The sequence below is a fragment of the Pseudarthrobacter albicanus genome (genome assembly GCF_018224015.1).
Lineage (GTDB): Bacteria > Actinomycetota > Actinomycetes > Actinomycetales > Micrococcaceae > Arthrobacter > Arthrobacter albicanus.
Window position 1 is genome coordinate 22711 of record NZ_JAGPOT010000042.1, and the last position, 20974, is coordinate 43684.

General features: G+C 67.9%; 22 protein-coding genes. 10 read left to right on the forward strand and 12 right to left on the reverse strand.

All coding sequences use genetic code 11. From position 1 onward, the window contains the following. The first annotated feature begins 27 nt into the window (after positions 1-27). A complete protein-coding gene (gene recR, locus J9611_RS11005; protein WP_211880130.1) occupies positions 28-627 on the forward strand; it encodes a recombination mediator RecR in 600 nt (199 codons plus the stop codon). Positions 628-1023: 396 nt separating this feature from the next. Continuing rightward, on the forward strand, positions 1024-2382 hold the full coding sequence (locus J9611_RS11010; protein WP_211880132.1) for an aspartate kinase: 1359 nt from the start codon (positions 1024-1026) through the stop codon (positions 2380-2382). Positions 2383-2509: 127 nt separating this feature from the next. Here the strand turns inward: J9611_RS11010 and J9611_RS11015 are convergent, their stop codons facing one another. Together J9611_RS11015 and J9611_RS11020 are read right to left on the reverse strand one after the other, a co-directional pair. Then, positions 2510-2704, reverse strand: coding sequence for a hypothetical protein (locus J9611_RS11015; RefSeq protein ID WP_211880171.1), 195 nt, complete (start codon positions 2702-2704; stop codon positions 2510-2512). 167 nt (positions 2705-2871) lie between these two features. Then, on the reverse strand, positions 2872-3096 hold the full coding sequence (locus J9611_RS11020; protein ID WP_211880134.1) for a hypothetical protein: 225 nt from the start codon (positions 3094-3096) through the stop codon (positions 2872-2874). An 87-nt stretch (positions 3097-3183) separates the two neighbouring features. Between J9611_RS11020 and J9611_RS11025 the strand changes: the two genes are divergently transcribed. Genes J9611_RS11025 through J9611_RS11040 form a run of 4 tightly spaced genes read left to right on the forward strand, consistent with a single transcriptional unit; the run spans position 3184 to position 5717 of the window. Continuing rightward, a complete protein-coding gene (locus J9611_RS11025; protein WP_211880136.1) occupies positions 3184-3729 on the forward strand; it encodes a MarR family winged helix-turn-helix transcriptional regulator in 546 nt (181 codons plus the stop codon). A 42-nt stretch (positions 3730-3771) separates the two neighbouring features. Continuing rightward, complete coding sequence (locus J9611_RS11030; RefSeq protein WP_211880138.1) at positions 3772-4341, forward strand: SSI family serine proteinase inhibitor; 570 nt, start codon at positions 3772-3774, stop codon at positions 4339-4341. Next, entirely contained in the window at positions 4298-5353 is a 1056-nt protein-coding gene (locus tag J9611_RS11035; RefSeq protein WP_246527661.1) for a 3-methyladenine DNA glycosylase, read from the forward strand. Before J9611_RS11030 ends, J9611_RS11035 begins: the two co-directional genes overlap by 44 nt. Then, positions 5337-5717: a serine protease inhibitor gene (locus J9611_RS11040; RefSeq protein WP_211880140.1), complete on the forward strand. Its 381-nt coding sequence runs from the start codon at positions 5337-5339 to the stop codon at positions 5715-5717. The genes J9611_RS11035 and J9611_RS11040 overlap by 17 nt, the downstream gene beginning before the upstream one ends. Positions 5718-5815: 98 nt before the next feature. On the opposite strand, the gene J9611_RS11045 is transcribed toward J9611_RS11040, so the two are convergent. After that, positions 5816-9091 carry a S8 family serine peptidase gene (locus J9611_RS11045; protein WP_443701378.1) on the reverse strand — a complete coding sequence of 1092 codons (3276 nt, stop codon included), beginning with the start codon at positions 9089-9091 and terminating at the stop codon, positions 5816-5818. Between the two features lie 291 nt (positions 9092-9382). Further along, positions 9383-9568: a hypothetical protein gene (locus J9611_RS11050; RefSeq protein ID WP_211880142.1), complete on the reverse strand. Its 186-nt coding sequence runs from the start codon at positions 9566-9568 to the stop codon at positions 9383-9385. A gap of 226 nt (positions 9569-9794) precedes the next feature. Between J9611_RS11050 and purS the strand changes: the two genes are divergently transcribed. From purS to purL, 3 genes are read left to right on the forward strand one after another with little or no spacing between them, the layout of a single operon-like run. Next, on the forward strand, positions 9795-10046 hold the full coding sequence (gene purS / locus J9611_RS11055; protein WP_011690410.1) for a phosphoribosylformylglycinamidine synthase subunit PurS: 252 nt from the start codon (positions 9795-9797) through the stop codon (positions 10044-10046). 1 nt (position 10047) lies between these two features. Then, positions 10048-10812 (forward strand): phosphoribosylformylglycinamidine synthase subunit PurQ, encoded by a 765-nt coding sequence (purQ, locus tag J9611_RS11060; protein WP_211880144.1) that lies wholly within the window; start codon positions 10048-10050, stop codon positions 10810-10812. After that, positions 10809-13136 carry a phosphoribosylformylglycinamidine synthase subunit PurL gene (gene purL / locus J9611_RS11065; RefSeq protein WP_211880146.1) on the forward strand — a complete coding sequence of 776 codons (2328 nt, stop codon included), beginning with the start codon at positions 10809-10811 and terminating at the stop codon, positions 13134-13136. The genes purQ and purL overlap by 4 nt, the downstream gene beginning before the upstream one ends. A gap of 85 nt (positions 13137-13221) precedes the next feature. Here purL and J9611_RS11070 read toward each other — a convergent pair whose 3' ends face one another. The 8 genes from J9611_RS11070 to J9611_RS11110 all read right to left on the reverse strand — a co-directional run bounded on the left by J9611_RS11070 (position 13222) and on the right by J9611_RS11110 (position 18186). Continuing rightward, a complete protein-coding gene (locus J9611_RS11070; RefSeq protein ID WP_246527662.1) occupies positions 13222-14163 on the reverse strand; it encodes a hypothetical protein in 942 nt (313 codons plus the stop codon). 115 nt (positions 14164-14278) lie between these two features. After that, the gene (locus J9611_RS11075; protein ID WP_211880148.1) at positions 14279-14572 is read right to left on the reverse strand and encodes a DUF503 domain-containing protein; all 294 of its coding nucleotides are present in this window, start codon (positions 14570-14572) and stop codon (positions 14279-14281) included. 205 nt (positions 14573-14777) lie between these two features. Beyond that, entirely contained in the window at positions 14778-15341 is a 564-nt protein-coding gene (locus J9611_RS11080; protein WP_211880149.1) for a cysteine hydrolase family protein, read from the reverse strand. Further along, on the reverse strand, positions 15338-15616 hold the full coding sequence (locus J9611_RS11085) for a putative quinol monooxygenase (protein ID WP_307857077.1): 279 nt from the start codon (positions 15614-15616) through the stop codon (positions 15338-15340). The genes J9611_RS11080 and J9611_RS11085 overlap by 4 nt, the downstream gene beginning before the upstream one ends. Positions 15617-15688: 72 nt before the next feature. Next, the gene (locus tag J9611_RS11095; protein ID WP_211880150.1) at positions 15689-16246 is read right to left on the reverse strand and encodes a DUF1990 domain-containing protein; all 558 of its coding nucleotides are present in this window, start codon (positions 16244-16246) and stop codon (positions 15689-15691) included. After that, entirely contained in the window at positions 16243-16695 is a 453-nt protein-coding gene (locus J9611_RS11100) for an MmcQ/YjbR family DNA-binding protein (RefSeq protein WP_211880151.1), read from the reverse strand. Before J9611_RS11100 ends, J9611_RS11095 begins: the two co-directional genes overlap by 4 nt. 65 nt (positions 16696-16760) lie before the next feature. Continuing rightward, positions 16761-17639 carry a polysaccharide deacetylase family protein gene (locus J9611_RS11105; protein WP_211880152.1) on the reverse strand — a complete coding sequence of 293 codons (879 nt, stop codon included), beginning with the start codon at positions 17637-17639 and terminating at the stop codon, positions 16761-16763. Positions 17640-17760: 121 nt separating this feature from the next. Then, positions 17761-18186, reverse strand: coding sequence for a CoA-binding protein (locus J9611_RS11110; RefSeq protein ID WP_211880153.1), 426 nt, complete (start codon positions 18184-18186; stop codon positions 17761-17763). A gap of 777 nt (positions 18187-18963) precedes the next feature. On the opposite strand from J9611_RS11110, the gene acs reads away from it, so the two are divergent. Then, on the forward strand, positions 18964-20973 hold the full coding sequence (gene acs / locus J9611_RS11115; RefSeq protein WP_211880154.1) for an acetate--CoA ligase: 2010 nt from the start codon (positions 18964-18966) through the stop codon (positions 20971-20973). The last annotated feature ends 1 nt before the right edge of the window (position 20974 follow it).

Genomic DNA, 20974 nt, shown 5'->3' on the forward strand with positions numbered 1-20974 from the left:
CCCCACCCCCAAACGAACGAGGAAATTGTGTACGAAGGTGCAGTTCAAGAGCTGATCGACGAGCTGGGACGCCTTCCCGGCATCGGGCCCAAGTCCGCCCAGCGGCTGGCCTTCCACATCCTCGAGGCCGATCCGCAGGACATGAAGCGGCTCGTCGACGCCATCACCACGGTGAAGGAGCGGGTCAAGTTCTGCACGGTCTGTGGCAACGTCACCGAGCAGGAACTCTGCAATATCTGCCGCGACACGCGGCGGGACCCCTCGATCATCTGCGTCGTCGAGGAGTCCAAGGACGTGCTGGCCGTGGAGCGCACGCGGTCCTTCCGCGGCAGGTATCACGTCCTCGGCGGCGCGATTAACCCGATTGCCGGCATCGGCCCCGAGCAGCTCCGGATCCGCGAGCTCCTCACCCGCCTCAACGACGGCGCCATCCAGGAAATCATCATCGCCACCGACCCCAACCTCGAGGGCGAGGCCACGGCCACTTACCTGGCGCGGATGCTCAAATCAATCGGCATCGCCGTGACCCGGCTGGCGTCCGGCCTTCCCGTGGGCGGGGACCTCGAATACGCCGACGAAGTCACCCTGGGCCGCGCCTTCGAAGGCCGACGCAACGCGCTGAGCTGAGCTGCTGCCGGGCCGCAACCGCTCCGCCGCCGTGGTCCCGGCTGGCCCCGCAGGATCTGTCCGCCCCACTCCGCCGGGCATGTCCACCCTTGGCCCACCGGACATGCCCACCCCGCCCCGATGGACATGTCCACCCTTGGCGCCAAGGACTGGACATAATGCCAATATGCCCATCCCCTGGTTCCAGCGGGGAGCATGTCCCGGGTGGCCGGGGGACATGTCCATTGCTGAGCCCGAAGAGAGGGCATGCCCGGGGGCGGCGGAGCCGGGCGGTCTGCGATTCGGTCACAATTCAACGCCTGAGCGCTCCCGGCGATAAACTGGCCTCAGAAGTTACGCCGTCGCGCCGTTTGGTTGCTTGGCCCAGAACCCCGATGATCCAGTGAGGGTGCGCGCATGAGTTTGCCCACTACCGAAGTCCAGCCCGGACCGCAGCCGCAGGAGCTGCCCGTTTCGGCCGCCGTCACCAAGCACCTTGTGGTGAAGAAGTTCGGCGGTTCCTCGGTGGCGGATGCGGAAGGCATTAAGCGTGTCGCCAGGCGCGTCGTGGATGCCCGGAACGCCGGCGACGAAGTGGTCGTGGTCGTCTCCGCGATGGGCGACACCACCGATGAGCTCCTCGATCTCGCGGCCCAGGTGACCGATTCGGCCCCCGCCCGCGAAATGGACATGCTCCTCTCCGCCGGCGAACGCATCTCCATGGCGCTGCTGGCCATGGCCATCAACAAGTTCGGCGCCTCGGCCCAGTCCTTCACGGGCTCCCAGGCGGGCATGATCACCGACGGCATCCACGGCAAGGCCCGGATCATCGACGTCGACCCGCACCGCATCCGCACTGCCCTGGACAAAGGCCACATCGCGATTGTCGCGGGATTCCAGGGCATGAGCCGGGTCACCCACGAGATCACGACGCTGGGCCGCGGCGGTTCGGACACGACGGCGGTGGCCCTCGCCGCCGCTCTCGACGCCGACGTCTGCGAGATCTTCACCGACGTCGACGGCATCTACACCGCCGACCCGCGGGTTGTTCCGGCCGCCCGGAAGATCGACCGCATCTCCAGCGAGGAAATGCTGGAGCTCGCCGCGTCCGGCGCCAAGATCCTGCACCTGCGCTGCGTCGAATACGCCCGCCGTTTCGGGGTGCCGCTGCACGTCCGTTCCTCATTCAGCCAGAACGAAGGCACCTGGGTCCTGCCCGGCGCCGACGACAAGATCACCATCCAAGAGGGAGTTGCCTTGGAGCAGCCAATCATCTCCGGCGTTGCCCACGATCGTTCCGAAGCCAAGGTCACGGTGGTCGGCGTTCCGGACATCCCCGGCAAGGCCGCCGCGATCTTCCAGGTGATCGCGGATGCGCACTCCAACGTCGACATGATCGTCCAGAATGTCTCGACCCATGGCACCGGCAAAACCGACATCTCCTTCACGCTGCCGATCGTTGAGGGTGCGGACGCGCTGGCCGCCCTCCGCGCGGCCCAGCCGGAGATCGGCTTTGAGAACATCGAGTACAACGAGAAGATCGGGAAGCTGTCCCTGATCGGCGCCGGAATGCGCTCCCACCCGGGCGTCTCGGCCCGGTTCTTCAAGGCGCTGTCCGCCGCCGGAATCAATATCAACATGATCTCCACCTCGGAGATCCGCATCTCGGTGGTGACTCACGCCGACCTGCTCGACGACGCCGTGCGCGCCATCCACCAGGCCTTCGGCCTGGACAGTGAGGACGAGGCGACCGTCTACGGCGGCACCGGCCGCTGATATGACTTGAGTTAGTCCTTCCCAACACCGGCACTGCGGGCCGCGAAGCCCGCGGCACCCACGAAAAACACGCACGAAAAAGGGAGCGGCACGTGCCGCTCCCTTTTCGCACTCCTTGTGAGCGCCGTCAGGTCTGTTCTTTCCCGAGGTCTTCCTTGCGCACCGCGTAGTGATGCCCTTGCGAGTCGGTCTCCACCTCGAACGTTGAAAGGTCCTCTTCCGAGGCGTGCTCGAAGTCATCGTGCCGGTGAACCACCGGCGCTGAATTGTCGCCGTGGCTTGCGGGGCCGAAAACAAACTTCAGCCTGTCGGTCGCGTTCATGAAGCGGATGGCTGCATGTGCCACTCTCCCCACCCCCTTCCCTTGCCGCGCGGTAGATAACGGATGCAGCACTTCGCTGTGCCGGTGCCCTTATTTTACGCCCGGCGCCGGAAAAAAGCCCGGGCAGGGTTGACGTTGACAGGGGGCGGCAACGCAGCAAACGCCCTTTAGCGCAGGGACTTGTCGTCCGGATTCCTAGGGACGACATACGTACTGCCGTCCGGCCGGCGCACGGTCTCCCACTGCTGGGTCTCGGCCTGCCGCTGCACCAGCAACGCCTTGTTCTGCTCCGTCATCTCGTGCCGCAGGGAACTGCGGTTGGCCGGCCCCAGAATGGCCCGGATCCTCCCGGTTGCACGCATGAACCTCTCGACAGGGCTTCCCTTGGCCATCGCTATCCTCTCTTCGGAACGAACCAGATGCTCCCGTCAGTGTACGCTAATCATTAGTGCACTAACTATCAGGAGGAGGAGGCCCGCATGACCAACGTGACCGAAAAGACCCGCGGAACCCCCGGCGCCCCTGCACCCGTCACCCCCCGCAACGCTGCCGACGACGATCTCCTGCTCGAACAACAACTCTGCTTCGCCCTGACCGTGGCCTCCCGCAGCGTCGTCGGCGCCTACAAGCCGGTGCTGGACGCGCTCGGCCTGACCCACCCGCAGTACCTGGTCATGCTGTGTCTGTGGGAGTCCAGTCCCCGCTCCGTCCGCGACATCAGCGAGGCCCTCGCCCAGGAGCCCGCGACCATCTCGCCGCTGCTGCGCCGCCTGGAAACGGCCGGCTTCATCACCCGCCAGCGCCGGGACGGCAACGAGCGCACCCTCGACGTGCGGCTGACCGATGAGGGGGCCGCACTCCGGCAACGGGCGCTGGCCGTCCCCGGCACCATGATGGCCAAACTGGGGCTGACCCGGGACCAGGTGGCCGCGCTGCACGCATCCATGACGGACCTGATCGCCGCCACCAGACCGGCCATCAAGCACACACCAGAGGCCACCCCGGGAGACGCGCCCCGGGGGTAGGCCCCGGAGGTAGACTGTGCACAAAACGGAGGAGGACTTCTGATGCGCAAGCAACTGGCCCGCACGGCACTCGTTCTGCTGGCCGTGGCCGGATTGGCCGGCTGCACGGGCGGGCCCCCTCCTGCTCCGTCCTCCACCGCCCCCGCCTCCACGGGCGCACCCACCGGCGCCACCACGGGCCCGGCGTCCGGCACACCTTCGCCGGACACCGAAACGACAGCCCCCGCCCCGTCGCCGTCTGCCGCGCCGCTGACGTCCGGGCCGGGGCAGGGCAATGCCGAACTGGCCATCATGGTCAAACCCTCCGAGACCGGAACCCCCGCCAACTTCACGCTCGTCTGCCAGAACGGTGCCCCGGCCGCCGAAAGCCAGCACCCCGACGCCGCCGCGGCCTGCACCGCCCTGAAAAACAACCCCGCGATCCTCGGCCCTGCCCCGCGGGCGACCGACCAGGCCTGCACGCAGCAGTACGGGGGCCCGCAGCAGGCAACCGTCACCGGCGTCGTGGACGGCACATCGGTGGAAGCCAGCTTCAGCCTGCGCGACGGGTGTGAAATCGCCGCCTGGAATGCGGCCAAGGACGTCCTGGGCTCCAGCGGTGGAGCTGGCTAAGCTGATACACCTCCCGCAGGACGGCTGGCTGAAACGCCAGGCCGCCTACCAGGAACGCGTCCGGCGCTACGCCGACCCTTACCTGGCCCGGCGCTCGGCCGGCCAGAAGCACCCGGTGGAGGACTTCCTCTTCACCTATTACACGCAGAAGCCCGGCCAGCTGCTGCGCTGGCACCCGGGCGCCGGCGTCGTCCTCTCCGGTCCCGCCGCGGCAGAGCGGACCGGCTGGAAGTATTACCGCACCCCCGACGACGGCGAACTCGCCTCCGCCGGGATCCCGGCGGGAACTGCGGCCGTCATTGTCGACGTCGACGCCTTCCGGCGGGACCGGCGGGATGCGCTGCAGTTCGCCGCCGTCATTCTCGGCGGAACCGCCGGCCGGCCCGCCCAGTTCGGTTGCTTCGGGCTGCACGAGTGGGCGATGGTCTACCGTCAGGACAAGTTCGAGCTGCGGCACGAATACCTCCGGCTGCGGCTCGGCGGAGAACGCACCGACCAGGTGGTGGAGGACAACCGGATCCGGTGCTCCCACTTTGACGCCTTCCGCTTCTACACCCCGGATGCCATTGGGCTGAACAGCCTGGCGCCCAGCCGGGAGAACCAGCGGAGCATGGAGCAGCCCGGCTGCCTGCACGCCAACATGGACCTGTACAAGTGGGCCTACAAACTGGCGCCGTTACTGCCCGGCGAGCTCGTGATGGACTGCTTCGAACTCTCCTGGCGGATCAGGGCCATGGACATGCGCGCCTCCCCTTACGACCTGAGCGCCTGGGGCTACCCCGCCATTCGGATCGAGACGCCGGACGGCAAGGCCGAGTACGTCCAGTACCAGCGGGGATTCGCCGCGGAGTCGCAGGAACTGCGGCGCCGGCTGCTGGCCGAGCTCGCGCGGTTGCCCCATGCAGTAGACACAGTCGCGGCATCCGGCCCCGGCGGCCCGGGGACAAGTGCCGGGCCAGGTGCCGGCAGAGGCCCAGTCACCCGGAAGGACAGCCATGACAGCCCCGGGTGACCGGCACAGCCTGCTCGACGTCGACCTCACCATCCGCCTGACGGAGTCCCCGGGAGCCCCGGAGCGCACCTTCCGGCTCGAGGCCAGGGACGGCGCCCCCACCGCCGCGTCCACCCTGCCGGATCCCGACGCCGCCCTCGAGTCCGTGCAACGGCACGGGGAGGCGATCTTCTTCCCCGTGCCGGGACCGCCGAAAATTTGCACCCAGCAATACGGCGGTCCGCAGGTTGCCGTCGTGACGGGCCGGTTCCTGGGCCGCGAAGTGCACAGCCGGTTCAGCCGCACCGACGGCTGCGAGCTCGCCCGCTGGCGCGCCATGGCCCCGCTGCTCGGCGGCGTGGCCGGGTCCACCGGGGCCATCTGAGAACTCAAACGGCAATGGCCTTTAACGGCAATGCCCGGCGGTGGAAACCGCCGGGCATTGCCATTGCTGCAGGACCGTTGCTACGGGCTGCCGCCCGCCTAAATGGCGCCGTTCGGAGCCGCGCGACGTTCCCCGTTCTGGATCTTGCCCTTCTCCTTCTTCACCTTCTTGCCCTTGTCCTTCTTTTCCTTTTTGTCCTTGTTGTCCTTGCCGTCGGCGCCGCCGTTGTCGCCATCATCACCGGGGCCGTCGTTGCTGTCCTGGTCCTCGGAGGTGGGCGGAACCACCACGGTGCCGGCCGGGGTCACGAGGACGCTGACGAAGCTCGGATCGCTGGCTCCGGCGAAGGTCGCGCGGCCGAGGTAGGAGCCGGCGGACAGGCCCTTCCAGTCCAGCGTGACCTTCCCGGACTTGCCGTTGGACAGCCGGAGCGGGTTCGGCGTGAGCGTCGCATTGCCGACGTTGGCCTCAAGCACCGCCGCGTCCACCGACGCCTTCGTGGCGCGGCCGCCGGGGCTGGCGTAGAGGTTCGCGTAGATGGTGTACGTGCCGGGTGTCGGGTTGGGAAGGGACACCGACTCGCTGGCAGACGTCGTCGCGACGGTCAGCGGGCCCTCGGGGGTCATCACGTACATGTCGAAGTCGGCGTCCGGGTCTGCGGAAAGCACCGAGAACTTCGCCAGCGTGGTGTTTTCCGGGACCTGGACCGTCTTTTCGAGGTTCGAGGCATCCGTTGCGCCGGTGAACGGACCGGGGACCAGTTCGACGCCGGTGGAGTCTGCCTTGGAGAGGCCATCGAGGGTCATGCTGACGGGCCCATTCGTGCCGGAGACGAGCCTGATGCCGCCGGAGCCGGTGCCGCCTTCGGAGGTGAAGGCCACGTCACCGGCGGCCACGAGCGACTGCGGCCGGACGGCGATCGGTGAGGCGACAGTCCTGCCGGCGCCCTGCCAAATCAACGAACCCGTCGCGAACTGGCCCAGCGGCGCGTCCTTGTTCTCGAAGCTCACCTTGAAGGTGCGCTTCTCACCCGCTGCGCTGAAGTTCAGGACGGCGGGGGTCACGCTGACCTTCACGCCCGGAACGACGGCCGTGGCCTTGTAGCTTCCGGGGGTCAGGGCGGTCATCGTGCGGGTGACCTCGATCTTGCCGGCCAGGTTGCCCAGGGCAAAGGAGGGGACGTTCATGTCCCGGGGCCTGGTGGTCCCGATGCCGGGCTTGGCCAGGTCCAGGCCGGTGCCCTGGACGAAGGCCGCGTACTCGTCGTAGCCGGCGTCGTAGACCAGCCCGGGATCGAGCACGCGCGCCGGATCCACCTGGCCTGCGCCGGTGGCGAAGACGTCGGTGTCCCTGGTGCCGTCGGCGAGCCTGAGGTCACCGGCGGTGGTCATCATGGCGGACTTCACCGCGGCCGGTGACCACGTCGGGTTCCTGCCCAGGACCAGCGCGCCGAGGCCGGCGACATGGGGGGACGCCATCGAGGTGCCGGAGAGGAACCCGAAGGTGTCCCCGCCGGTGCCGAGCGGTGAAACGCCGGCCAGCACCGCAACGCCCGGAGCGGCAACGTCGGGCTTCAGCAGGTCGGACCCGGCGGCCAGGAGCGGCCCGCGGGAGGAGAAACCGGCGATCTGCGGCTCGGCCTCGAGGGGCGCCCCGGTGGTGTCCTTGTTGACGAGGGAGACCGTGAGGGCCGGGTTGGCGGCGACCTTGGCCTTGATGGCCCCGGTGGCCGGCGGGTTCACATGGACGGTGGGGACGGAGTGCTTGTCGGTGTCCAGCGACGAGTCGTCCAGGTTGACGAGGACCATGCCGGCGCCGCCGCCGCGCTTGACTTCGGCGCTCTTGGCGACGCGGTCGACGACGCCGCGGTCGCAGACCACGACCTTCCCGGCGATCTTCGCCGGGTCCAGGGTGCCGGGGCCGCAGAACGCGGCCTTCTGCTCGTCTGCCGCGGCTGCCGGATCGGCTGCCGCGTCGGCGCTCAGCACCACTCCCGCGTTCGCGACCTGGCCGCTCATGATGCTGGCGCCGCGGTACTTGCTGCCGTCGGAGAATTCAACGGTTCCCTGCAGTTCCTGCGAGAAGCTGCTGGCCGCGACGGTGGTCAGCCACGGTGCGCCGTGTTCCACGGTGCCGGCCGCCGCACCCGTGTTGCCGGCCGAGGCGGCGATGAAGATGCCGGCCGAGGCGGCGGACAGGAACGCGAGGGAGACCGGATCGGTGGTGGTCGACGTTGCGCCGGAGATGGAGTAGTTCAGCACGTCCACGCCGTCCAGGATGGCCTGGTTGATGGCGTCAATGGCAGCGGAGGAATAGCAGCCCCCGGTGTTGGGATCGTCATCTTCCCAGCAGACCTTGTAGATGGAGAGCTTCGCGGCCGGGGCGATGCCGCTGGTCAGGCCGAAGCTGCGGCCGTCCACGACCGCCTCGACGTTGGCGTTGCCGGCGGCGGTGCTGGCCGTGTGGGTTCCGTGGCTGGCGACATCAACCGGGGAGAGCAGTTCTTCGGCGGCGCGGCTCCCGGCCGGGACGTTGTTCTCGAACTCGTCGGCGAAGTAGCGGGCACTGAGCACCTTGGAGTTGCAGGCGGTGCCGTCAAAGGCTGCACCTGTTTCCACGCCTTTCTGGCATTCGCCGACGAATGTCTCGCCGTCGGACTTGAGCATGGCGATCTTGCCGTCGGCGTTACGGTACGGGACCCCGACGACGGGGTCCCCGGCCAGGGGGGCAACCGGCTCGCCGGCGAAGAAGGCGCTCGACGGCGTGTAGCCGGTGTCGATGACGCCGACGACGACGCCCTTGCCGGCCGCGTCCTGGCCGCCGAACCTGGTGCTCCAGGTGCCGGTGGCGCCGCTGAGCCTGAGGAAGTCCGTGCTGGAATAGTCCGGCGTGTTTTCGGTGTCCGGGGCAACCACCAGGACGCCCGGATCCTTCGCCAGCTTGATGGCCTGGTCCGCCGTCAGCCTGGCGCTGAAGCCGTTGAGGGCCGCGGTGAACTGGCGCTGGATCTTGACGTTCTGCTGCCCGGCCACCTCGGCCTGCTTCTTTTCGAGGTGCGCCTGGTACTTCCTGACTTCGGCCCGCTTCGCATCCAGCTTCCGCCCGGACTCCGGTTTGGTGGCCGGCAGGCCATCCGTGCCGCCGTCGTAGGTGGCCGCCGGCTTTTCGGCCAGGACCACAACGTAGCGGCCGTCCTTATAGGAGTTCGGATCCAGGCTCTTCTGCGCAACCGAGGCCGCCGGCGGGCCCTGCCGGGGCGAAGCGTCGGCCGGCGCAATGGCGGCAGTTGACAGGAGAACCGGCAAACCCAGGGTCAGCGCCGCGGCCCTCCGGAGTCCCCCGCTTCGAAGGAAGCTCTTTCCTGGTGATTTCACGACTGAATGAACCTTTCATAAGGAATGGTCCCAGCGACCTTGCCGGGCTCAACAGGCAGGCGGGGCCGCACGAGCGCAGGCTCGTGCGGCCCCGGCGGATACCGGCCGATTCATACAGTACAGACTGAGAGCGAGATATGAGATCGAACACAAGGACAAATCAAAATGTGTCACAAAAATTCGCCACACCGTCACGAAGGGCCCTTTTGTCGCACCGTTCCAAGGGCGGCGACGGCGCGCGGAGGCGGCGGCAGTGACCGGGTGCCCGGGTGCCGCTGCCCTGTGGCGGCGCTATTGCCGCGGGGTCCTGACCACGTCGCTGATCCAGGCCCGGGTTTTCGCGTCGACGGGGCCTGCCACCTTGCTTTCCCGGACCGCACGGTCCGCCTTGAGCTTCTGCACAACCATCCGGCCCAGTCCGGCAAACACGACGGCGGCGAGCACGGGCAACAGCACGGACTTCGGTTTCTCAGCCATGCGCCCATCCTACGGACGTCGCGCATCCCGGACCAGAGCCCGCCGCGCGAATGCGCCGGGACGCACGGTGGCCGGTAGAATGGGCATGCAAGCTCGCGGAGCGCCCGTTCACCGTCCTTACATTGGCCCTGTCAGTTGTTCACTAAGTTGACCAGGCGCCCGTGCGGCGTGAGACGGCACCACTCCGCTGCGCCCTTACCCAATGCTCACGCACAGGAGTTGCCGGATGCCCCGGATCGTTGTCGATGTCATGCCCAAGCCCGAAATTCTGGACCCGCAGGGGAAGGCCATCGTGGGTGCACTCCCCCGGCTCGGCTTCACCGCCTTCAGCTCTGTCCGACAGGGCAAGCGCTTTGAACTCACGGTTGACGGCGAGGTGACCGAGGAGATCCTGGCCCAGGCCCGGAACGCCGCGGAGACCCTGCTGTCCAACCCGGTCATCGAGGACGTCGTCAACGTCGAGGTCGTCGAGGCCTGAGATGACTGAACTCCCCCTCATCGGCGAAGCCACCGCCGCAGGCGCTGGCGCAGAGCGCAGCCTCGCCGGCGCGAAGATCGGCGTCGTCACCTTCCCCGGCACCCTGGACGACCGCGACGCCGTCCGCGCCGTCCGTCTGGCCGGCGCCACCCCGGTTGCCCTCTGGCACGCCGACACCACGCTGGGCGACGTCGACGCCGTCGTGATCCCCGGCGGGTTCTCCTACGGCGACTACCTCCGGGCCGGCGCCATCGCCCGGTTCGCGCCGCTGATGTCCCGGATCATCGACGCCGCCAACTCGGACGCCAAGCTTCCCGTGCTCGGCATCTGCAACGGCTTCCAGATCCTCACCGAGTCGCACATGCTGCCCGGCTCGATGATCAAGAACGACCAATTGAAGTTCATGTGCCGCGACCAGCTCCTCCGGGTGGAGAACAACACCACGTCCTGGACCGGGGACTACGCCGCCGGCCAGGAAATCACCGTGCCGCTGAAGAACCAGGACGGCCAGTACATCGCCGACGAGAAGACCCTGGACGCGCTCGAGGCGGAAGGCCGGGTGGTGTTCCGCTACGTCGGCTTCAACCCGAACGGCTCGCGCCGCGACATCGCCGGCATCGCCAATGCCGCCGGCAACGTGGTGGGGCTGATGCCGCACCCGGAACACGCGGTGGAGGCCGGCTTCGGCCCCGAAATCGGCTCCGACACCGAGGGCCTCGGCTTCTTCACCTCTGTACTGAACAAGATCGTGGGAGACAACAAATGACGGAGACGTCAGCGGGCTCGATCACCGAGACCAAGAAGTTCAACATCGACACCGTCGAAAACGCGGCCAAAACGCCGGACACCGAACTCCCGTGGGCCGAACTGGGCCTGAAGCAGAACGAGTTCGACGAGGTCGTCACGGTCCTGGGCCGCCGCCCGACCGGCGCCGAGCTCGCCATGTACTCAGTGATGTGGAGCGAGCACTGCTCCTACAAGTCCTCCAAGAACCACCTGCGCCAGTTCGGCGAAAAGGTGACCGACGAGATGAAGAAGGACATGCTGGTGGGGATCGGCGAAAACGCCGGGGTCACCAACCTGGGCGACGGCTGGGCCGTGACGTTCAAGATCGAGTCCCACAATTCGCCGTCGTTCGTGGAGCCCTACCAGGGCGCCGCTACCGGCATCGGCGGCATTGTCCGCGACATCATCTCGATGGGCGCGCGCCCGGTGGCCGTGATGGATCCGCTGCGTTTCGGCGCCATTGACCATCCGGACACGGCCCGCGTCATGCACGGCGCGGTGGCCGGCATCGGCGGCTACGGCAACTCCCTGGGGCTGCCCAACATCGGCGGCGAAATGGTCTTCGACTCCGTGTACCAGGGCAACCCGCTGGTCAACGCGCTGGCCGTCGGCGTGATGCGCCACGAGGACATCCGCCTCGCCAACGCCTCCGGCAAGGGCAACAAGGTGGTGCTGTTCGGCGCCCGCACCGGCGGCGACGGGATCGGCGGCGCCTCGGTGCTGGCATCCGAGTCCTTCGACGACACCAAGCCGTCCAAGCGCCCCGCCGTCCAGGTGGGCGACCCCTTCGCCGAGAAGGTGCTGATCGAGTGCTGCCTGGAGCTGTTCAAGGGGTCCCTGGTGGAGGGCATCCAGGACCTGGGCGCCGCGGGCATTTCCTGCGCCACCTCCGAGCTCGCCTCCAACGGCGACGGCGGCATGGAGGTCGAGCTGACGTCCGTCCTGCTGCGCGACCCCACCCTGACCCCCGGCGAAATCCTGATGTCCGAATCGCAGGAACGCATGATGGCCGTGGTCACCCCCGAAAACGTGGCCGCTTTTGAAGCCGTCATGGACAAGTGGGCCGTGGAGTACTCCTGGCTGGGCGAGGTGACCGATACCGGCCGCCTGATCATCACGTGGGAAGGCGAAGTCATCGTCGACGTCGACCCGCGCACCGTGGCGCACGACGGTCCGGTCTACGACCGCCCGTACGCCCGCCCCGAATGGCAGGACGCCGTGCAGGCCGATGCCTTCACCGGTTCCGTGCAGGATGCCGGCCGCCCTTCCGCCCCCGCGGACCTGGCCGCCGCCGTGACCGAGCTCATCTCCTCGCCGAACATGTGCAGCAAGTCCTGGATCACCAAGCAGTACGACCGCTACGTCGGCGGCAACACCGCCATGGCGTTCCCGGACGATGCCGGCGTGGTCCGGGTGGACGAGGAAACCGGGCTGGGCGTGGCCCTGGCCACCGACGCCAACGGCCGCTACACCTACCTCGATCCGTACCACGGCGCACAGCTGGCGCTGGCGGAGGCGTACCGCAACGTGGCCACCTCCGGCGCCGTGCCGATGGCCGTCAGCGACTGCCTGAACTTCGGCTCTCCCGAGGACCCCGCGGTCATGTGGCAGCTGGCCGAGGCCATCCGGGGCCTGTCCGACGCCTGCATGGTGCTGGGCATCCCGGTCACCGGCGGCAACGTCTCGCTGTACAACCAGACCGGCACCACACCGATCCACCCCTCCCCCGTGGTGGCCGTGCTGGGCAAGCTCGACGACGTCGCCCGCCGCACGCCGTCGGGCTGGCGCGAGGACGGACAGGCCATCTACCTGCTGGGTACGACGGCGGCAGAACTGGACGGTTCGGAATGGTCCAACATGCGCGGACACCTCGGCGGGCTGCCGCCCAAGGTTGACCTGGCCGCCGAACGCGCGCTGGGTGAAATCCTGATCAACGCGTCCCGCGACGGCATGGTGGACTCCGCCCACGACCTCTCCGAAGGCGGCCTCGCGGCAGCCCTCGTGGAATCCGCGCTGCGCTACGGCGTGGGCGCCCGGATCGCACTGCAGGATGTCCTGGACCGCGACGGCGTGGACCTGTTCACGGCGCTGTTCTCCGAGACCCAGGGCCGCGCGGTCGTGGCCGTGCCCCGGTCCGAGGAGATCCGCTTCACCGACATGTGCACCGCCCGCGGCTTCGCGCACACCCGGATCGGCGTCGTGGACGCCGAGGGCGGCACGCTGGAGATCAACGGCGTCGAAACCCTGTCCCTCGAGGCGCTCCGCGAAGCCCACGAGGCCACCCTGCCGAAGTACTTCGGCTAACCTTCCCGCCGTCCTAGGTTCCATCGACTGCTCCGTAACTGCCCTTCCGCACTCCGGAAAGGGCGGTTGCGGAGCAGTCGTTTAATCACTTGCCTGGACGCCAGCCTGCCTGGACGAGCGCGGTGCGGATCTTGGCAACCGCGGCTCTCGCGTCGTCGTGCATGTGGCGTTTGGAAATGCGGACCTCTGTCCAGCCCAGGGCCGAGTACCGTTCCGACCGCGCAATGTCCCGGACGATCTGGCCTTCTTCACCATGGTGCTCCCCCTCGTACTCGATTCCGATTCTGTAGTTGCGGTAGGACAGGTCCGGCTCGTGGTGCCGGGACCCGTCGTCGGCGATGATGGGAACGTTCAGTTCCGGCTCGGGGAGACGGGCCCGGACGATGGCCAGCCGCAGCAGGGATTCCTGTGCGGAATCGGAGCCCACCCGAATGAGTCTGAGGGCTTCCTTGGCCTTGCGGATTCCACGCTTCCCCTTGTGCCGATCGATCATCCGCTGCAGATCCGCGATGCTGCACAACGGCATGTCCCGTCCCTCAAATGCGGCCCGGGGCACACGGACGCAGCTGTCACCGGCCACCACGAGTTCGTCCACGGTCAGCATCTCGGCGAGATCCAGCCACGTGCGCTCGGGCGTGGTGATGGGAATCCCGTCGAGCACGGTGATCTCGTCCTCGTACAGCTTCATGCGGTGAACTATGACGTGCGGCCGGTTCAGGTGGGCCTCACCCTCCGGGCGGATGACGTGATACATCTCGCTGGTCTCCTTCTGCCGTCGCCCCGGCAGCCCTAGCAGGCCCAAGGCGGTGAGGTGGGATGCGGCGCATCGCTCGTTGACCTCGATGAAAGGCCGCACCCGCAGGGTCAGGGGAAGGTCGGCCGTCGGGCCCAGGGAACGGATCCCCTTGCCCAGCGCCGTCAGCGACCCGTGACGAAGCCGCTTCGGGGACACGCCTGCCAGTGTCGCTTCCGCGACGGTGAAGGGTCGGTTCTGAAAATCCTCGGGCAGCGGTTGCGCGGTTTTCATGGCTTCATAGGACCAGATCAGCGGCGATGCTGCAGAAGTTATCCACAGCCTTCATCCGTTGCTCCATGAACGCCCTTTTGGGCGCTCAAAACGGCAGTTCCGGAGCAATCGATGGTCAGTCGTCGCTGCGGAGTTCCCGTTGCCGGGCGCTGAGCAGCTCCGTTTCGGGGCGGCCGGCCACGAATCGTTCGACGGCGGCAAGCACCTCCACCAGGTGGGCCCGGTCCGCGGCGACGAGTCCGGCGCCGATTACCGCGCGCCGATACTGGTCCTGCAGCCCGGCCTCCGTCACCGAGACATCGAACCGGCGCTTGATCTCGGCGAGCAACGGACGCACGACGGACCGTTTCTCCTTCAGGCTGTGCACATCGCCGAGGAGAAGGTCGAATTCAATCCAGCCGATCCACATGTCTCCATTGTCATCCGTTGCTGCGTAACTGCCGTGTTGGGGTGCTAAAGGGCAGCCTGGGCTCTTTTGTGGCGGCTGGCACGAGTTTGGATGCACCAGGCCGCCGTATCTACGGAGGTCCGACTTGATCTCCTGTATCCCTTTATAATGGGCCGGCTATGCTCCCGGCCTCGGCACTTCGTTCCGTCGACCGGGCTCCAGGCAGTCAAACAAGCAAGGCTTCGCTTTTGACGACGCTGATCATTGGGGAAAGTAGCTCCAGAAGGCTTAGCGCCTGATCATGCGCAGCGTCGCTCTGGCCAGCGCAGGCGTCCTCGACCACCGTCACATACCGGCCTGCATCCGCGGCGCCGAGGGCGGTGGCAAGGATGCAGCAGTCGGTTGCCACGCCGGTGAGGATTATCTCTTCCCCGACGGGAATCCGGTCTGCCAGCGCTTCCCCCCATTTGGAGAACGTCGGAAGGTCAATGGGGTTGCGGGCGTCAACGTCTGGAAGCTCGATGTGCCAGACGGGATCGGCGGGATCCAGGCGCATGCTTCGCCAGCGGTCATAGTACGAGGACCACGAGCCTTGCTCCGCGGGGTCGGGGATAAACCGTGTGATGACGGGTTCCAGTCCGGAGGCTGCCAGGCGCGCGATGGTTCGGGCCGCTTCGTCGTACCGCGGGATATGCCACTCCCCCGGTTGACGGAAGGCGCGTTGCATGTCAATCACGACCAGATGACGCTTTGCCCCGCCCGTTGAGGTCCTGGTCCTGCTGTCAATCACGATTTCTGGCCTTTCGCGCTGGCATAGGGATCGGCGATGCCGATGTATTGAGTCGTGGTGTACTCGGCGATGCCCTCAGAGCCGCCCTCCCGGCCCAGGCCTGACTGCTTTACGCCGCCGAACGGGGCCGCAGCGTTGGATACCACGCTGCGGGACCAGTCGAACCAGAGGTTGCCCGCTTCCTTCCGGGTAGCCTGCGTGAAGTCATCCACCAAGCCGAGCCAGCGCCCGGACCATTCAGGCTTGACCTTGAATTTGACGACGATGAAGATCACGGGTTGGAGCCTTTCGGTGGGCGGGTCGGTCATACATTCTTGCAGGACGGCGTTGCGGGCTGGAAGGAAAACTCAGCCGGCGTCGGCGACCTCCCCGGCGAGTTCCTGTGCGCTCCGGATGTAACGGGAGGTGACGAGGCTCCGCGCGCGCCTGGTCAGCGCCCCTCCCGCGGCGTAGAACCAGCTGGACGGCACGCCGAAGGCCCTGATTTCGATCAGCACCCTGCCCTGCCGATCGATGGAGATCTCGAAGGCCTCCTCGCCGCGGACCGGGTGGCCCGGAAGCGTGCCGTAGCCGAAGCCCGCCGACTGCGGCCCGTCGCCCGCCACCGGGCGGCGCACCCAGACAACCTCGCACGGCGCGTCGATCCGGAACGGCCCGACGCCGAAGCCGCTCACCACGCGCGCGCCGGGGACCACGACGTCGGACTCCGCACGGACCCGAAGCCCGCTCCTCTTCTGGAGCTGCCACGTCAGCAGGCCCTGGACGGCCCGGCGGTAGGCCGCGATGCCATGCCCCAGATACGCGTGCGTGACCAGGCATTCCACCTCCGCGGGCGGGGGGCCGTGCTGCGTGGACCCGATCCCCTCGTAGTTCAGCTCGCCTGGGGCAATCCGCGGCCCGTTCATGCCCGCCCCTGCCGGGAGGCTTCCCGCCTGGAGGATTCCTGCCCGGAGGCTTCCTGCGTGAGCCTGGCCCAGCCGAGGTGCTCCTGCTGGCGCCGGCTCAGCGTGGCCACGACGAGGTCGTAGGAGTCCTCCACCATGTCCCGGATCATCGCATCGGGCAGCGAACCGTCCAGCCGCACCCCGTTCCAGTGGGTCTTGTTCATGTGCCAGGCTCCCGTGATCTCCGGGTGGGCGGCGCGCAGCTGCTCGGCCAGGACGGGCTCGCACTTCAGGCTGACCGAGAAATCGGACCCGTCCATCGCGGACGCGGCGAACATTTTGGCTTCGTGACGGGCCCCGCCGGAGACCGCGGCCCGCACCTTGAACACTGACGTTTCCGGGCCGAAGGGGAAGTCCTCGAAGGTGCCGGGAAAGCCGAGGCAGAGTTGGCGGAGTGCAGCTGCGTCCATGGTTCGAGCCTACTTCGGTCCGCCGACATTAAGCGCCGACAATAAGCACCGGCATCACGACCGGCTCAGGCGACGCCGAGGAAATCCTCGAGCAGCACCACTTCCAGGCCCGCGGCCAGCTGCGCTGCGCGGAAGGCGGCCAGGTCTGCGGCGAATTCGGGGCGGAAATGCATCAGCACAATGTCGCCCGGGCGCAGTGCATTTCCATACTGGTAGTCCATCCGCCCGGCGTTGGCCTTGGCCTCCCAGGTGACCACCGCTTTCAAGCCGGCTGCGGCCACGGCCAGCCTCATGGCGGTGGAGTAGGCGCCTCCGGGCGGGCGGAACAGCGCGGGCCGGCGCCCGAACTGCTGCTCGGCGAACTCCTGCATCCCGGTGATTTCGGCCAGCTGCTGCTGGTACCCGAGCTGGGTGACCATGTTGATGTTGTGGCTCACGGTATGGTTTTCCACCAGGCTCCCCTGGGCGGCGAACTGCTTGAAGAAAGCCGGATCGGCCTGCACGAAGTTCCGGGTCAGAAAGATCGACGCCGGGTAGTCGTATTCGGCCATGAGGCGCACCATTTCCGGGGTCCGCGTCACGCCGTCGTCGATGGTCAGGAACACGACGGGATGCTGCGTCGCGATCCGGGTGAGGACGGGCGCGAGCCCGTTCTGCACCGGCGGCAGCTTGAAGTCCGGGATGAAGCTGCGCCTGATGCGCTTGTTTCCCGGGCGGCGGAGGTTTGCCGGTGCGGCGGGCACCGCGGCTTTTCCGCGGCCCGCCGTCAGCGCCGGAGGCAACGCCTGGCCGGGGCTTGCTTCGGAGCCGGCCGCCGCTGCGGGCGCCGTGCTGCCCGGAGCCGCACACGCGCCCAAGGCCGCCATGAGGGAGGCGCCCAACAACCCCAGCGCCGTCCGCCGCCCAGGAGCCGCCGGGGGTACTGCCGGATGGTGCTCACACATGGCTGGTCCTGGCTTCTGGGGAATGGTGCAGCAGAATAATAGCAGACCAACATGGCTGTTGTAGCCGCGTCCTCCGGCCCGGTCAAGCCACGGCGCGGGACGCCCCTGATAAATCGGCCGCTTAAAGGCCGAGCCGCGGGGCATCCTGCGCCGGACAGGTGTTCATGATCACGTCCAGGCCTGCGGCCTTGGCCCGGGCGGCGGCCGCTTCGTCGATGACGCCCAGCTGCAGCCAGACGGCCTTGGCGCCGACGGCGATCGCCTGGTCCACGACGGCCCCCACCTTCTGCGAATTCACGAAGCAGTCGACGACGTCGATGGGCTGCCTGGCCGCCGGAATGTCGGCCAGGCGGGCGTACCCCGTTTCGCCGTGGACGGCATCGCCAGGAAGGTTCACCGGGATGATCTCCATGCCCAGGCGGTCCCGGATGAACAGGGCAGTATCGTACGCGGCCCGCCACACGTTGGTGGTCAGTCCGACGATGGCCCACCGCCCCTTGGTGCGCAGGAGCCTTTCGAGGACTGCCGGATCGTTGACGTGGGCCATGACGCACAGCCTACGCGGCGCAGGGTTCGTGGCGCAGAGTTTGCAGCGCAGCCTGCGTGGCGGGGCACGTGGCGCAGGGTACGCCGCGGGTCGCGTCCCGGCAGGGCGGCTCCGATCCGCCCGGCCTCGAAGATCTGACGGACCGGAAAGCCCGATGCGGCGCGGGATCGAATATTACGCCGCAAAACGTCGCGATTTGGGAAAAAACTCCGTTTCCGTTGTAGTTGAAAGCGACCATCCCGAGCGGCCGAGAGACCTGGATCGATGAAGCCGCAGCAACCCTGGTCGCCGGAAACCTCCCCCTGACTCCGGCGATAGCAAGGCAAAGAGCCGCGGGAACGGCCGGACTGACCACCCGGCTTCAAAAAGCTCTTTCCGCAGGGTGCTGCTGCCAGGACCGATGGAGTACCCCTATGCCTATTTCCTTGTCCCTCTCCGCGCAGCCCTTCCCGCGCCTGAGCCGTCCCCGGACGCCCCGGCCGCCGGGACCCCCGAGAACCCGCCGGTGAAGCAGGCATGCCCTTCCGCCGCCACCGGCGACAATGTTGCTGCAACCAGTACGGAAGCCCTGCAGGCTACTGGCATTGCAGCGACCCCAGCAGACGCCGCCCAGCCGGGCTCGCCCGATTCGGGCCAGAGCGGTCCCCCGGCGAACGGATGGTCCCCCGCCGGGATCCTGGCCAGCGGCTGGGCGCGTCTGCTACCTGGGCCGAAAATCACCGGTGCCCTGCCCGGCACCGCGGCGGAACGGACCGCAGAGAATTGGAGGGCACCACGATGGGCGTAAGCACGACGACAGCTACCGGGACAGCCGACCCCACCAGCGCCGGCACCGAAGCCGAACGCATCGCGTTCTGGGAGGCCGCCGCCCTCCGCCTCGACTGGGAGCAGGGGCCGGACGCCACCGCCCCGGGCAGCACGCCGTGGCACACCGCGCACCGCCGCGTCCCGGCCGACGTCGACGCCGGCACCGGCCCGGACATCACGTGGTTCGAAGGCGGCCGGCTCAACGTGGCCTACAACTGCGTGGACCGCCACGTTGCAGCCGGGCGCGGGGACAAGGTGGCCCTGCATTTCGAGGGCGAACCCGGCGACCGCCGCTCCATCACCTACGCCGAGCTCCAGCGCGAAGTGTCCAGGGCCGCCAACGCCCTGGTGGACCTCGGCATCACCAAGGGCGACCGGGTGGTCATCTACCTCCCGGTCATCCCCGAAACCGTCATCATCACCCTGGCGGTGGCCCGGATCGGCGCCATCCACTCGCTCGTCTTCGGCGGCTTCTCCGCCGAGGCGCTCAAGTTCCGGGTGGAGGACACCCGCGCGAAGCTGCTCGTCACCACCGACGGCCAGTTCCGCCGCGGTGCCGCCGTCCCCGTCAAGGACAACGCGGATGCCGCCGTCGCCGGCGAGAACGAGATCGAGCATGTCCTGGTGGTCAACCGCACCACCCCGGCAGACGAGCTGGACACCGTCCCGATGACCGAGGGCCGGGACGTGTGGTGGCACGACGCCGTCGGGCAGGCCGCCGACGTCCACACGGCGGAAGCGTTCGACGCCGAGACTCCCCTGTTTATCATGTACACCTCCGGCACCACCGGAAAGCCCAAGGGCCTCGTCCACACCTCCGGCGGGTACCTCACGCAGGCCTCCTGGAGCTTTGAGCACCTGTTCAGCAACCCGGACCCTGCCCTCCGGGATGCGGACGTGCACTGGTGCACGGCGGACCTCGCCTGGGTCACCGCCCACACCTACGAGATCTACGGCCCGCTCTCCAACGGCGTCACCCAGGTGATCTTCGAGGGCACGCCGAACACCCCGCACCCGGGCCGGCACTTCGAAATCATCGAACGCTACGGCGTGACGCAGTACTACACCGCACCCACCCTGGTCCGCTCGCTCATGGGCTGGTTCCCCGACGGCGTCCCGGACACGTACGACCTCTCCTCGATCAGGATGCTGGGCACCGTCGGCGAGGCCGTCAACCCCGAGGCCTGGCGCTGGCTGCGGAAGAACATCGGCGCCGGCACCGCCCCCGTGGTGGACACCTGGTGGCAGTCCGAAACGGGCGCCACCATCCTCTCCCCCGCCCCCACCGACGCCGAGTTCAAGCCCGGCTGCGCGGCCCGCCCGCTGCCCGGCGTCGGCACCCGGATCGTGGACGACGCCGGCAATACGGTACCGCCGGGAGTCCAGGGCTACATCGTGGTGGACGCCCCCGGCCCCGCCATCGCCCGGACCGTGTGGGGCAACCCGCAGCGGTACTTCGATTCGTACTGGCGCAAGTACGCCGCGCAGGGCTGGTTCCTCGCCGGCGACGGCGCCAGGTATGACGACGACGGCGACATCTGGATCCTGGGGCGGGTGGACGACACCCTCAACGTCTCGGGCCATCTGCTGTCCACCATCGAGATCGAATCGGCCCTCGTGTCCCACCCGGACGTGGTGGAGGCCGGCGTCTGTCCGGTCGCCGACCCGAAGACCGGGCACGCCATCGTCGCGTTCGTGGTGCTGAAGTATTCGGCGGCTACCGAGGACATCGCGGCCGAACTCCGCAACCTCGTCGCGAAGGAGATCGGCCCGATCGCCAAGCCGCGCGACGTCGTCGTCGTCCCCGATGTGCCGAAGACCCGCAGCGGCAAGATCATGCGCAGGCTGCTGACCCAGCTGTTCGAAGGAACCGCGCTCGGGGACACCACCTCGCTCCAGAACGAACCGGCCATCGCGGACATCCAGGATGTCCTGCGCCAACGCACCACGGCCGCGCCCACAATCCCCACCCGGAAGTAAA